Source organism: Bacteroides sp. AM54-2NS (assembly GCF_003602935.1).
In the GTDB taxonomy this organism is placed as follows: Bacteria; Bacteroidota; Bacteroidia; order Bacteroidales; family Bacteroidaceae; genus Bacteroides; species Bacteroides xylanisolvens.
Genome location: NZ_QTMZ01000008.1, coordinates 70,964 through 85,101, shown reverse-complemented (window position 1 = coordinate 85,101; position 14,138 = coordinate 70,964). Strand labels below are relative to the sequence as shown.

Annotated in this window: 10 protein-coding genes; all 10 read left to right on the top strand. The window is 38.6% G+C overall.

Annotated elements, in window-relative coordinates:
* Positions 1 to 14: 14 nt before the first annotated feature.
* The 10 genes from DXA05_RS07535 (at position 15) to DXA05_RS07490 (ending at position 14,138) form a co-directional block, all read left to right on the top strand.
* Complete coding sequence (locus DXA05_RS07535; RefSeq protein ID WP_004312723.1) at positions 15 to 1,523, top strand: DUF3078 domain-containing protein; 1,509 nt, start codon at positions 15 to 17, stop codon at positions 1,521 to 1,523.
* 148 nt (positions 1,524 to 1,671) lie between these two features.
* A complete protein-coding gene (locus DXA05_RS07530; RefSeq protein WP_004312725.1) occupies positions 1,672 to 2,262 on the top strand; it encodes a UpxY family transcription antiterminator in 591 nt (196 codons plus the stop codon).
* 326 nt (positions 2,263 to 2,588) lie between these two features.
* Positions 2,589 to 4,517 (top strand): nucleoside-diphosphate sugar epimerase/dehydratase, encoded by a 1,929-nt coding sequence (locus DXA05_RS07525; RefSeq protein WP_128859002.1) that lies wholly within the window; start codon positions 2,589 to 2,591, stop codon positions 4,515 to 4,517.
* Positions 4,518 to 4,533: 16 nt separating this feature from the next.
* Positions 4,534 to 5,367 (top strand): polysaccharide biosynthesis/export family protein, encoded by an 834-nt coding sequence (locus DXA05_RS07520; RefSeq protein WP_165861484.1) that lies wholly within the window; start codon positions 4,534 to 4,536, stop codon positions 5,365 to 5,367.
* 9 nt (positions 5,368 to 5,376) lie between these two features.
* A complete protein-coding gene (locus tag DXA05_RS07515; RefSeq protein ID WP_128859001.1) occupies positions 5,377 to 7,785 on the top strand; it encodes a polysaccharide biosynthesis tyrosine autokinase in 2,409 nt (802 codons plus the stop codon).
* A gap of 46 nt (positions 7,786 to 7,831) precedes the next feature.
* Positions 7,832 to 8,881: a polysaccharide biosynthesis protein gene (locus tag DXA05_RS07510; RefSeq protein ID WP_128859000.1), complete on the top strand. Its 1,050-nt coding sequence runs from the start codon at positions 7,832 to 7,834 to the stop codon at positions 8,879 to 8,881.
* A gap of 7 nt (positions 8,882 to 8,888) precedes the next feature.
* Positions 8,889 to 10,094 (top strand): NAD-dependent epimerase/dehydratase family protein, encoded by a 1,206-nt coding sequence (locus DXA05_RS07505; RefSeq protein ID WP_128858999.1) that lies wholly within the window; start codon positions 8,889 to 8,891, stop codon positions 10,092 to 10,094.
* Between the two features lies 1 nt (position 10,095).
* Positions 10,096 to 11,286 carry a UDP-N-acetylglucosamine 2-epimerase (non-hydrolyzing) gene (gene wecB, locus DXA05_RS07500; protein WP_128858998.1) on the top strand — a complete coding sequence of 397 codons (1,191 nt, stop codon included), beginning with the start codon at positions 10,096 to 10,098 and terminating at the stop codon, positions 11,284 to 11,286.
* Between the two features lie 378 nt (positions 11,287 to 11,664).
* Positions 11,665 to 13,188, top strand: coding sequence for a hypothetical protein (locus DXA05_RS07495; protein WP_128858997.1), 1,524 nt, complete (start codon positions 11,665 to 11,667; stop codon positions 13,186 to 13,188).
* 11 nt (positions 13,189 to 13,199) lie between these two features.
* Positions 13,200 to 14,138 (top strand): glycosyltransferase family 2 protein, encoded by a 939-nt coding sequence (locus DXA05_RS07490; protein ID WP_128858996.1) that lies wholly within the window; start codon positions 13,200 to 13,202, stop codon positions 14,136 to 14,138.

The window sequence follows — 14,138 nt, the reverse complement described above, 5'->3', positions numbered from 1 at the left end:
AACCATAGACAAATATGATGAGAATTACTACTTTATGTTCAGCGTTTATTCTGTCAATCTTATCGTTATCGCTTTTTGCACAGGAATCTGTCGATCCCTCTCCACTTCCGACTGACTCTCTGCAGCCTGCTCCTGAAGCGATTAAACCTGCCAAAACGGTTAAATCTTCAACAGTTGTGGCAAAAGCCAGAGTCGTGAAAGCAGATACGCTTTCGGCGGAGCTTCAGAAATATTTGATGCTCAAACTGAATATGTCGGGGCCGACTCCGAAACTGGATACCGTTTCTTATTTATATAATAAGTATGTCGCGCAATTAGATTATTTGAACGATCTGTCTGTGCCGCCACGTTATATTCCGTCTGATCCCGATTATTTTCGTCTGTTCACACCATTGGCATATTATTATGCTCCGATGGCACAATATTCGAAATTGGAATGGAAGCCTATGCAATGGGACACCACTCCTCAACTGACAGCGGAACTTCTGCCTTATGATACCCTGGCATTTACCAAAACCCAGCGTGCCGAGAAAATAGTGAACAGTGCATTGATGGATCTTTATTTGGAACGTCCGAACTTGGTTGTCACTACAGAAGACCGCATCATGAGTCGTGATGTATTCCGTCACGATGTGAAGCCGAAAATATCTCCCAAAGCAAACGTTATTCATCTGTTTCAACCGGAAAATATGGATGATAATGTAGGAAAGGCCAATATGAAGATTAGCCGGCCGAACTGGTGGGTGACCGGAGGTAACGGATCGTTGCAGATCAGTCAGAACCACCTTTCGGATAACTGGTATAAGGGAGGTGAAAGTAACTTCTCCGGATTAGCGACTTTTCAGATTTTTGCCAACTATAATGATAATGAGAAAGTCCTGTTTGAGAATCAATTGGAAGCTAAAGTGGGTATGACTTCCACTCCGTCAGATGAATATCATAAATATCTTTTTAATACCGACCAATTCCGCTTATATAACAAATTAGGTTTGAGAGCCCTCAAAAATTGGTATTATACCATTTCTTCCGAGTTTAAGACACAGTTCTTCAACGGATATAAAGCTAACAGTGAAGAATTGGTTTCATCTTTCATGTCTCCGGCAGATTTGGCGGTCAGTGTCGGTATGGATTATAAATTGAGTAAGAAGAAATTTAATCTTTCCGTGTTTATGGCGCCGTTGACTTACAACTTACGTTATATAGGCAATTCTGAAGTGGATGAAACTAAGTTTGGCTTAGAAAAAGGAAAATGTTCTAAAAACGATTTCGGTTCCCAGTTGCAATCGACATTGAACTGGACCATCATTTCTGCAGTGACTTTAGAGTCTCGTCTCAATTATCTGACCAACTACCATTGGGCACGTGTAGAATGGGAAAATACGTTCAATTTCGTATTAAACCGTTATCTTTCTACCAAGCTCTATATACATACCCGTTTTGACGACAGCTCGAAACCGACTGAAGGCGACAGCTTCTTCCAGTTGAAAGAATTGCTTAGCTTCGGTATTAACTATAAGTGGTAATCAAAGTAGATACAGAAAAAGCACAATTCAGTCTGTCTGTAAAAAAAGAAAAGTTTTTTCTTGTTTACTATTTATATTTTTATCTATCTTTGCCACTGAATTCAATCCATTACCTTAAAGGTGACGGAGAAATGAGGGGTAAAAATACATGATCATTAAGAAAAATGACGATCGGGATCTTCTGTCAACAGATGTGATTGGCAGCAGCGTAGCGCGCTCAAAACGTTGGTTAGTAGCTATTGTACGTATCTGTCACGAGAAAAAAACAAGTGAGCGGCTTACGAAAATGGGGATCGAAAATTTTCTTCCAATTCAACAAGAAGTCCATCAATGGAGCGACCGTCGTAAAGTTGTCGACCGGGTATTACTTCCAATGATGATCTTTGTTCACGTTGATCCGCAAGAGCAAAAAGAAGTCCTGACTTTATCTGCTATCAGCCGTTACATGGTATTACGTGGGGAGAGTACTCCGGCTGTTGTCCCTGACCAACAAATGTTGCGATTCAAGTTTATGCTCGACTACTCGGATGAGACGATCAGCATGAGTACATCGCCGTTAGCTCCGGGAGAAAGAATACGGGTAATCAAGGGACCATTGGCAGGATTGGAAGGGGAATTAGTACATGTGAATGGGAAATCGAAAGTTGCTGTTCGATTGACAATGTTAGGGTGTGCATGTGTAGATATACCGGCTGGGTGTGTAGAGCCGGTATCTGAAAATGGGGATTTACGTGATTGAGTAATCAATCTATTTTATAGGGGTATGGGGATTTTACTGCAAAAATGTAATGAAAGTCTGTAAAATAGCAGGCAGTCTATCTGACATCGGTAACCAAACAGTGGATATATTTATCGATGACCTCTCTCAAAAATAAAAATCCATAAAGTATTATGAATTATATCTTTACAAAAGATATAGTGTAGAAATGTATGTACGTATCGAAAGATGAAGGGATTCTTTGTTGGGCTACACCAACATGGAAATCGTAGTCATAGTCCTTGTACTGATCATAATCAATCAGATAAATCAAATTTCGAAATATTATTTTATTCATTTATACTATAATGGAAAAAACATTGAAGGACATAGTGCAATATGTCCGCAAAAATTATTTCAGTTATTGGGTTATTTTAGGTATTGACACGGCAATTTCTGTATTATGTTCGTTGGTCGCTTATGCGGTAATTCATTATATGGCGCATGTTCCAATGACCGACTGGATGCTCTGTAAATTTGCTTGCGTTTCTTTGGTGGCAAGTGTTGCGGGCTCTTTATTATTCCATACTTATCGTAATACAATTCGTTTCTCACAGGCACGTGAACTTTGGCGTATCATGTGTGCCGTTTTATTTAAAATAGCCTGTTTGGTCATTATTTCTTTTGGAGTTATATATGAGACCCAATTGCCATATAATTATAAAATATCCTATCTTCTATTTGATGGTTTATTGACTTTAGTGATCTTGACGACCTTTCGTGTATCATTGATAATCGTCTATGATTTTTTATTGGATTGGGTGAATAAAAAGAACACACGTATTCTTATTTATGGTACTAATGAAGAGAGTGTAGCCTTGAAGTTACGTCTTAGGGATAGTGCACATTATAAAGTAACCGGTTTTTATGTATATGGTAAAAATAACAGCCGACGGCGATTGGCGGATCTTCCCGTTTATTACTTTGAAAATGAGTCGGATGTTGATTATATCATGCGGAAGCGCGGAATTAAGGGGATTCTGTTTTCGCGTTATGAAGATACCCGCCTGGAAGAAAAACGCCTTCTGGAATATTGTAAAAGCAATGAACTTAAGACATTGATAGCCCCTACTATCAGTGAGGCGGATTCTGACGGGAACTTTCATCAGTGGGTACGTCCTATTAAGATTGAGGATTTGTTGGGCCGTGCCGAAATTAACATCAACCTCCGTCAGGTAGCAGAAGAATTCAGGGGAAAAGTGGTGTTGGTGACTGGTGCGGCAGGTAGTATTGGCAGTGAGCTTTGCCGTCAATTGGTGCAGATGGGAATTCGGAAACTTATCATGTTCGACTCTGCAGAAACCCCTTTGCATAATGTCCGTCTTGAGTTTGAGAAAAGATATCCTGCTATAGATTTTGTTCCGGTGATTGGTGATGTGCGTGTGAAGGAACGTGTTCGTATGGTCTTCGAATTGTATCATCCTCAAGTCGTCTTTCATGCCGCTGCTTACAAGCATGTACCATTGATGGAGGAAAATCCTTGTGAGGCCGTACTTGTCAATGTGACCGGTTCCCGTCAGGTGGCTGACATGGCTGTGGAATATGGTGCAGAAAAGATGATTATGGTGTCTACGGATAAAGCTGTAAATCCTACTAATGTAATGGGCTGTTCCAAGCGTTTGGCGGAGATCTATGTCCAAAGTCTGGGATGTGCTATCCGTGAGGGAAAAGTGAAAGGTCATACCAAATTCATCACTACCCGTTTTGGTAATGTGTTGGGTAGTAACGGTTCTGTCATTCCCCGTTTTAAAGAACAGATAGAGAATGGCGGTCCTGTCACTGTTACTCATCCTGATATCATCCGTTTCTTTATGACCATTCCCGAAGCTTGCCGTCTGGTAATGGAGGCTGCTACCATGGGTGAGGGCAATGAAATCTTTGTCTTTGAGATGGGAAAGGCGGTCAAGATCGTTGATCTGGCGACTCGTATGATCGAATTGGCTGGCTATCGTCCGGGTGAAGACATAAAGATCGAATTTACGGGATTACGTCCGGGTGAGAAGCTTTATGAAGAGGTGTTGAGCGATAAAGAAAATACGATTCCGACAGAGAATAAGAAAATCATGATCGCTAAAGTTCGTCGGTATGAATATGCTGATATTCTTGACACTTATGCAGAATTTGAAAAGTTGTCGCGTGCGGTAAAGATCATGGATACCGTGCGGTTGATGAAGAAAGTAGTTCCGGAGTTCAAGTCAAAGAATTCTCCGCGATTTGAAGTATTGGATAAAGAATAATAAACTGGAAAATTTTATGAATAAACTATTTTACATGTATATGAATATACAAGGTATGGGACGCAATGTGCTTGTTTGCTTGATTACAATACTTCTGTTTGTTTCCTGTCAGTCATATAAAAAGGTACCCTATCTGCAGGATGCGGAAATTGTGGAACAGACAGCTCAACAGGAAAATTTGTATGACGCCAAAATAATGCCTAAAGACCTGCTTACTATTGTGGTTTCATGTACCAGTCCGGAGTTGGCGGTTCCTTTCAATTTGACGGTAGCGAGTCCTGGCAGTGTGGTTACTGGGAATACACAGTTGACAACCCAACCTGTCCTACAGCCCTATCTGGTGGATAATGAAGGAAAGATCAATTTTCCGGTATTAGGTGAATTAAAAGTGGGCGGTTTGACAAAGAAAGAGGCAGAACAATTAATTATAGAAAAGTTGAAACCTTATATCAAGGAGACTCCGATAGTAACCGTCCGCATGGTCAATTACAAAATTTCCGTATTGGGTGAGGTTGCCCGTCCGGGTACGTTTACCATCAATAACGAGAAGGTGAATCTGTTGGAAGCTTTGGCCATGGCGGGTGATATGACTGTCTGGGGGCTTCGTGACAATGTAAAACTGATTCGTGAAGGTGCTGACGGCAAACAGCAGATTATAACATTGGATCTTAACAGTGCGGAAACCATTCTTTCCCCCTACTATTGGCTGCAGCAGAATGATATAGTTTATGTGACTCCTAATAAAGCAAAAGCCCGTAATTCCGATATAGGTAACAGTACTACTTTGTGGTTCTCCGCCACCTCTATCTTGGTGTCATTGGCAAGTTTATTAGTAACAATCTTCAAATAATATTACTGTATGATTGAGGAAAAAAAGGAAAAGTGTATGGAACAGTCTGAAGAACAGTTTAATATTCAGGAAATCCTTTTCCGTTGTCTGGTTCACTGGCCTTGGTTCGTGTTTTCAGTAATTGTTTGTATCGCCTGTGCGTGGGGCTACCTGCGACTGACGACACCCGTTTATAATATTTCCGCTACAGTCTTGATTAAGGATGATAAAAAAGGTGGTGGTACAAGTATGTCTTCCGAACTGGAGAGGATGGGTTTGGACGGGTTTGTCTCTTCATCCAGTAATGTTGATAATGAAATCGAAGTGCTCCGCTCGAAGTCTTTATCCGGAGAGGTGGTAAACAATTTAGGATTGTTTGTTACCTATATAGATGAAGACGAGTTCCCGAAAAAGGAACTTTATCAGACCTCTCCCGTATTGGTGAGCCTTACTCCGCAGGAGGCAGACAAGCTTCCGGGCAGGATGGAAGTCGCCATGACTCTTCAACCGACAGGGGTGATGGATGTACAAATGAGAGTGGGTGAGAAAGAATACCGGAGACAATTTGAAAAATTACCTGCCGTATTCCCGACCGATGAGGGTACGGTCGCATTTTTCGCAAATAATGATACTTTGTCTGCTGTTCGTCCGGAAAACGTGACGAAAGAACGTCATATTACGGCTTTCATTAATAGGCCTTTTTCTGTAGCAAAAGGATATGCCAACTCCTTGTTGGTAGCACCCACTTCGAAAACGACTTCTGTTGTGGTCATTTCATTGAAGAATACCAATCCCCGTCGTGGTAAGGATTTTATCAATAAACTGCTCGAGATGTACAACATCAATGCGAATAATGACAAGAATGAAGTTGCCCAGAAAACAGCAGAGTTTATAGATGAACGTATCGGTATTATTTCCAAGGAGTTGGGTAGTACAGAGCAAGATCTGGAAAATTTCAAACGTACAGCCGGTATTACGGATTTGAGTAGTGAGGCGCAGATCGCCTTGACGGGTAATGCGGAATACGAAAAGAAACGTGTGGAGAATCAGACCCAGATCAACCTTATTGTTGATTTGCAAAAATACCTTCAGGGTAATGAATATGAAGTGTTACCTGCCAATGTTGGCTTGCAGGATGGTGGCTTGGTTGGAGCAATCTCTCGTTATAATGAGATGCTGATTGAACGTAACCGTCTGTTGCGTACTTCAACGGAAAGTAACCCGGCGATTGTCAACCTTAATACCAGTATCCGTGCCATGCGTAGCAATGTACAGGCCACTTTGGATGCTACGTTGAAAGGGTTACAGATCACGAAAGCCGATTTGGACCGTGAAGCGAGTCGTTATTCCCGTCGTATCAGTGACGCCCCGACTCAGGAACGTCAATTTGTAAGCATTGCCCGCCAACAGGAAATTAAGGCCGGCCTTTATTTGATGCTACTTCAAAAACGTGAAGAGAATGCCATCACTTTGGCAGCTACTGCAAATAATGCCAAGATCATTGATGAAGCTTTAGCGGATGACAATCCGGTTTCCCCTAAAAGAATGATGGTTTATCTTGCCGCCTTGGTATTAGGAATGGGAATCCCGGTAGGTATCATTTATTTGATTGGCTTGACCAAATTTAAGATTGAGGGCCGTGCTGATGTTGAAAAACTAACTTCTCTTCCTGTTATTGGCGATATCCCGTTGGCGGATGAAAAGTCCGGTTCTATAGCTGTATTTGAGAATCAGAATAACCTGATGAGCGAGACATTCCGTAATGTCCGTACCAATCTTCAGTTTATGCTTGAAAATGGCAAGAATGTGATTCTGGTGACATCTACCGTCAGTGGTGAAGGTAAGTCTTTTGTATCGTCTAATTTGGCTATTAGTCTTTCTTTGTTAGGTAAAAAAGTTGTGATAGTTGGTCTTGACATTCGCAAACCGGGATTGAATAAAGTTTTCAATCTTTCGAGAAAAGAACAAGGTATCACCCAATTTTTGACCAATCCGGCTGTTAATCTGATGGATTTGGTACAGCCTTCTGATATCAACAGGAATCTTTTTATTCTTCCGGGCGGATCAGTTCCTCCCAATCCAACGGAACTGTTGGCCCGTGACGGCTTGGAAAAAGCCATCGAAACATTGAAGGCTAATTTTGACTATGTGATTCTGGATACGGCCCCCGTGGGTATGGTAACTGATACCTTGCTGATAGGTCGCACAGTTGATTTGTCGGTATACGTATGCCGTGCTGATTATACCCGTAAGGCAGAGTTTACTTTGATCAATGAGCTTATGGAAAACAACAAACTGCCTAACCTCTGTATCGCCATTAACGGCTTGGATCTTCAGAAAAAGAAGTACGGCTATTATTATGGTTATGGTAAATACGGCAAGCATTATGGCTATGGCAAGCGTTATGGCTACGGTTATGGCTACGGCAAAGAAAAGTAGATATGGTTTCAACTAATTATTGATATAACGAATAAAAATAAGTATTATGAGCATTTTTGCAGGTAAAACACTTATGATTACCGGTGGAACAGGTTCCTTTGGCAATGCGGTTTTGAATCGTTTCCTTCGAACTGATATCGGTGAAATCCGTATTTTCTCACGTGACGAGAAGAAACAGGATGATATGCGCCACGAATATCAAGTAAAATATCCTGATGTAGCACATAAAATAAAGTTTTTTATTGGTGATGTGCGTAGTCTTCAGTCTTGTAAGAACGCTATGCCTGGTGTTGACTACATTTTCCATGCCGCTGCTTTGAAGCAGGTTCCAAGTTGCGAATTTTTCCCAATGGAAGCTGTAAAAACGAATGTAATGGGAACTGACAATGTGCTGACAGCTGCTATTGAAGCGGGTGTAGCTGCTGTAATATGCCTTTCTACCGACAAGGCCGCTTATCCTATCAATGCTATGGGTATTACCAAAGCGGTTGAAGAAAAGATTGCTGTAGCCAAGAGCCGATACTCGGGTAAGACTAAGATTTGCTGCACGCGTTATGGTAATGTAATGTGTTCTCGTGGTTCTGTAATTCCTCTGTGGATAGAGCAGATCCGTAATGGTAATCCAGTAACATTGACAGAACCTAAAATGACCCGTTTCATCATGTCGTTGGAGGAGGCTGTTGACCTCGTGCTCTTTGCTTTTGAACATGGACAGAACGGTGATATCCTTGTACAGAAAGCACCGGCTTGTACAATTCAGACTCAGGCTGAGGCTGTCTGTGAACTTTTTGGTGGCAAGAAAGAGGATATTAAGGTAATAGGTATCCGTCACGGAGAAAAAATGTATGAAACGTTGCTCACTAATGAAGAATGCGCTAAAGCTGAGGATATGGGTGATTTTTATCGTGTACCGGCAGATAATCGTGGATTGAACTATGACAAGTTCTTTAAAGAAGGAGAGACGGAGCGTAATATGTTGACTGAATTTAACTCTAATAATACCTATATTCTGAGTGTAGAGGAAACCAAAGCTAAGATTGCTGCTCTGGACTACATAAAGAAGGAATTGAGTGGTGAAGGTAACTTTGTGCAATAATAGAGTTATGAGAATTTTAGTTACCGGTGCCAAAGGTTTTGTTGGTCGCAACCTTTGTGCTCAACTCAATAATATCAAAGATGGTAAGGCTCATTGTTACGGCAACTTACAAATAGATGAAGTCTTTGAATATGATCTTAATTCCACTCCTGAAGAATTGGATGTTTGGTGTCAAAAAGCTAACTTTGTGTTCAATCTTGCCGGAGTGAATCGTCCCCAAAACAATGATGAGTTTATGAAAGGCAACTTCGGCTTTGCAAGTACGTTGCTTGATACACTGAAAAAACATCATAATACTTGTCCCGTCATGCTCTCTTCCAGTACGCAAGCCTCATTGGTCGGTCGTTTTGGTAACAGTGAATACGGTCGTAGCAAAAAGGCAGGTGAAGATCTTTTTCTACAATATGGTAAAGAAGCAGGAGCAAAAGTGTTGGTATATCGTTTTCCAAATCTCTATGGCAAGTGGTGTCTCCCCAACTATAACAGTGCTGTAGCTACATTTTGTAATAACATCGCCAATGACTTGTCTATACAAGTCAATGATCCAAATATTGAGCTTGAACTGCTCTATATTGATGACCTTGTGGATGAAATGATTCATGCCTTGAAAAGCGAGGAGCATCGTTGCGAGTTTGAAGGTCTTGAAGTACATCCAAAGGTTGATGGTAGATATTGCTATTGCCCGGTTACCCATAAGGTTACATTGGGTGAAATAGTTGATTTATTGCATCAGTTTGCAGAAATGCCTAAGACATTGATGATTCCGGAAATTTCGTCACATTCTTTTGCAAAACGTCTGTATAGTACATTTTTGAGTTACTTGCCAAAAGAAAAAGCCATTTTTGACTTGAAAATGAATGTTGACCAGCGTGGCAGTTTCACAGAACTTGTACATACTTTGAACAGTGGACAGGTAAGTATTAATATTTCTAAGCCTGGTATAACTAAGGGAGAACATTGGCACAACACTAAGTGGGAGCAGTTTATCGTAGTGAGTGGTCATGGACTTATTCAACTTCGGAAAGAAGGAACTGACGAGGTTCTTAGCTATGAAGTGAGCGGTGACAAAATACAATCTGTCATCATGCTTCCTGGCTATACCCATAACATTACCAATCTTTCTGATACGGAAGATTTGGTAACTGTTATGTACTGCAATGAGATATTCGATCCAAATAAACCGGATACGTACTTTGATAAAGTAGAAAAATAATATGGAAAAACAACCAAAATTTGATTATTCAGATATAAAATTCAAGGACAACGGCAAGTTGAAACTCATTATCGTTGTCGGTACTCGGCCCGAAATAATCCGTTTGGCGGCTGTTATCACTAAATGTCGTCAGTATTTTGATGTGATTCTTGCTCATACGGGTCAGAACTATGATTATAACTTGAATGGAATCTTCTTTAAGGACTTGAAATTGGCAGAACCTGAAGTTTATATGGATGCTGTAGGAGATGATTTGGGAGCTACTTGCGGTAATATCATTAATTGCTCTTACAAGCTCTTTGCACAGACAAAGCCTGATGGAGTTCTTGTACTTGGTGATACAAACTCATGTTTGAGTGTTATAGGTGCTAAACGTTTGCATATTCCAATTTTCCATATGGAGGCAGGTAACCGTTGTAAGGATGAATGTCTCCCGGAAGAGACCAATCGTCGTATCGTTGATATCATTAGTGATGTGAATATGGCATATTCAGAACATGCCCGTCGTTATCTTGCTGATTGCGGCCTTCCTAAGGAACGTACTTATGTAACGGGATCCCCAATGGCAGAAGTTCTTCACAATAATTTGGCAGAAATAGAAGCAAGCGATGTACATCAGCGTCTTGGCTTGGAGAAAGGTAAATATATATTGCTATCAGCGCATAGAGAAGAAAATATTGATACCGAGAAGAATTTTATGTCTCTTTTTTCTGCAATTAATAAAATGGCGGAAAAATACGATATGCCAATTCTCTACAGTTGTCATCCACGTAGTCGTAACCGTCTTACTACAAGTGGTTTCAAACTTGATGAACGGGTTATTCAACACGAACCTCTCGGCTTTCATGACTACAACTGTCTTCAAATGAATGCCTTTGCTGTAGTCAGTGACTCTGGTACACTTCCCGAAGAATCAAGCTTCTTCATTAGTGTAGGTCATCCGTTCCCTGCTATTTGTATCCGAACTTCCACTGAACGCCCCGAAGCTGTTGACAAAGGTGATTTTATAATTGCTGGTATTGATAAAAAGAGTCTTTTACAAGCTGTAGATATTGCAGTTGAACTGTGTAAGGACGGTCAACATGGTATTCCTGTATCTGACTATATGGATGAAAATGTAAGTACTAAGGTTGTGAAGATAATTCAGAGTTATGTGGGAATTGTTAACAAAATGGTATGGCGTAAGTTCTAAAATATTAATCATGTGTCACAATTTAAGTTAAGATTTCATGGTGAAAGAATAATTTTTTATTGTTGAGCAATAGAAGTGAAAAGTTAAGAGATTTTTATATTGTGAACAATTTAAATAATTGATAAAGGTAATAATTGCTCCCTCCCTCCTTGTAGGCCTTAATAAGTACCTACAAAGGGGAGGAGAAACTTAAATTGAGTATTATACATATTGTAATCTATTTATTATCAAGTAACTGTTGTTTTAATATTTTTACAAAGTCTATCTCTATATTTTAAAAATGATGTGTTGTGTAGATTGGAGCTTTATGGATATGATTGAGTGATAAAAGTAGATTAAAGATCAGTGAACTAATAATAGGACTTTATATAGCGTTAAATGTCAGATAATAATAAACGAATAGCAAAAAATACAGCATTCTTATATATACGAATGCTGTTTGTTCTTTTTGTTGCTCTATATACATCACGTGTAGTATTAAATACACTTGGTGTAGAAGATTTTGGAGTATATAATGTTGTTGCTGGTTTTGTTACTTTGTTTGGATTTTTTAATGCAACACTGTCTTCAAGTATGCAGCGATTTTACAATTATGAAGGTATTAATGATCAAGTTAATGGTTATTATAGAGTTTATTCTACAGGATTAATAATACATTTGGCTTTATATGTAATAATTTTTATTCTACTTGAGACGTTTGGACTATGGTATGTAAATTCTGTAATGGTCGTTCCTGATGATAGGTTATTTGCTGCAAATATAGTTTATCAATCGACTGTTGTATCTATGTTTTTTATTATATTGCAGATTCCTTACATGGGAGCAATAATGGCTAAAGAGCGAATGGACTATTATGCAGTTGTGAGTATGTTGGATGTTATAATGAAGTTAATAGCAGTAATAATACTTCCATATTTGCCGTTTGATAAACTTATAATATATTCTTTAATAACTTTGATAATTTCTATTTTTGATTTCGTATGCTACTATATATATGCAAAGCGAAAAATTCTAATTAAAAAAAATGGTTGGAATATTGACAAACAACTCTTTAATTCAATGCTTTCTTTTTCAGGCTGGAACTTGATTGGAACATTTGCATTTTTACTTAAAGGTCAAGGGTTGAATATGGTATTAAATGTTTATTTTGGTCCGATTATAAATGCTGCAAGGGGAGTGGCTTATCAAGTGAATGGTGCAATTAATGGCTTTTCTACAAATATTGCAACCGCGTTTCGCCCTCAAATTGTAAATACCTATGCGCAAGGTGACAATGATAAGACCAAGTATTTGATGTTCATGGAATCGCGAGTGTGCTACGCTTTAATGTGTTTGTTGACTATACCAATAATGTTGGAACTTGACGTGCTACTACCTTTGTGGTTAGGAGATGCTATACCCGCTAACACTAAAATATTTGCTATTTTAGTGTTGATTGATTCTTTAGTTTGCACTTTAAATACTCCTTGTTCCCAAGTTGCATTTGCAGTGGGACGTATAAATAAGTATCAAATAGCAACTTCACTAGTGAATCTTGGATTAATACCAGTTTCATGGCTTTTTCTATATTTAGGCTATGATGCTGTAAGTGTTTTTGTTATTACTATTATTTTTTCTGTAGTGAATCAATTGGTTTGTCTTATTCAGCTTAAATATATATTTCCATATAAACTTAGAGACTATTTAAAAACAGTAATAGTTCCATGTTGTGTTATGACGGTTGTTTTGCCGATAATTCCTTTTTTTGTACATAATGTAATGAGTTTTTCTATTCTTAGGTTTCTACTTGTTCTTGTAACGGATGTGATAGGCGGTATAATATTAATGTATTTTGTAGTATTATCGGGAAAAGAAAGATTGAAAACAGTTCAATACGTAAAAGAAATGTTTTTTAGGAAATAATAATTATACATATGCCAAAAGTTTCTGTAGTTGTTCCAATTTATAAAGTAGAAAAATATATAGCTCGATGTGCACGAAGTTTATTTGAGCAGAGTTTGAATGATATGGAGTTTGTTTTTGTGGATGATTGTACTCCTGATAATTCCATAAATATTTTGAAATCGGTCATAGCTCAATATCCTAATCGTGAAAATCAAATAAAGATTGTTCAGCATACTGAGAATAAGGGGCTTCCTATGGCTCGTAAAAGTGGTATTAGTAATACAACAGGTGATTTTATAATACAATGTGATTCTGATGATTGGGTAGATAAGAAAATGTATGAAACTATGTATAATGAGGCGATAAAGAATAAGGCTGATGTTGTTGTATGTGGTTATCAAGTTACAGATGGTGAGCATTTTACTCCTTATGTTAATTGCCAATCCATAGAAAAGGAACTTTTTATTCAAAATTGTCTTTTTCAGAAAGAGTCGGCTTCTTTGTGTTCTAAACTTTTTAAAAGAGAATTGTTTCAAAATGAAATTGTTTATCCAATATATGGAATGGGGGAGGATATAGCTTTATGTTTACAGTTGATTTATTTTTGTAAGAAGATCTGTTTTATTCCGAAACCATTTTATTATTATTTCAGTAATCAAAATTCTATAAGTAAACACAATTCTGTAGAAAGTGTGGTTTCAAGATTTGAGCAGGCTTATGATAATGTTTTGATTTTAGAAAGATTCTTTAGACAGAATTTTGTTATGGGAAAAAATATGGAACTTTCGTTGGATTGTTTTAAACATAAACAACGAGATTTACTGCTTCCTGTGATTTCTCAGAAGGAGTATTTCAAATTATGGAAGACATGTTTTAAGGGCATTAATAGAAAGGTTGTATTTATGCCTTTGAGCTTAAAGGATAAAATGTTTTTCTTACTTAGAATAACTCGTATATTTAAAAGCTAA

Bases quoted from the DNA above. Each gene is read 5' to 3' on its own strand.
- DXA05_RS07535 (WP_004312723.1), top strand. From the start codon at position 15: ATGATGAGAATTACTACTTTATGTTCAGCGTTTATTCTGTCAATCTTA.
- DXA05_RS07530 (WP_004312725.1), top strand. From the start codon at position 1,672: ATGATCATTAAGAAAAATGACGATCGGGATCTTCTGTCAACAGATGTG.
- DXA05_RS07525 (WP_128859002.1), top strand. From the start codon at position 2,589: ATGGAAAAAACATTGAAGGACATAGTGCAATATGTCCGCAAAAATTAT.
- DXA05_RS07520 (WP_165861484.1), top strand. From the start codon at position 4,534: ATGAATAAACTATTTTACATGTATATGAATATACAAGGTATGGGACGC.
- DXA05_RS07515 (WP_128859001.1), top strand. From the start codon at position 5,377: ATGATTGAGGAAAAAAAGGAAAAGTGTATGGAACAGTCTGAAGAACAG.
- DXA05_RS07510 (WP_128859000.1), top strand. From the start codon at position 7,832: ATGAGCATTTTTGCAGGTAAAACACTTATGATTACCGGTGGAACAGGT.
- DXA05_RS07505 (WP_128858999.1), top strand. From the start codon at position 8,889: ATGAGAATTTTAGTTACCGGTGCCAAAGGTTTTGTTGGTCGCAACCTT.
- wecB (WP_128858998.1), top strand. From the start codon at position 10,096: ATGGAAAAACAACCAAAATTTGATTATTCAGATATAAAATTCAAGGAC.
- DXA05_RS07495 (WP_128858997.1), top strand. From the start codon at position 11,665: ATGTCAGATAATAATAAACGAATAGCAAAAAATACAGCATTCTTATAT.
- DXA05_RS07490 (WP_128858996.1), top strand. From the start codon at position 13,200: ATGCCAAAAGTTTCTGTAGTTGTTCCAATTTATAAAGTAGAAAAATAT.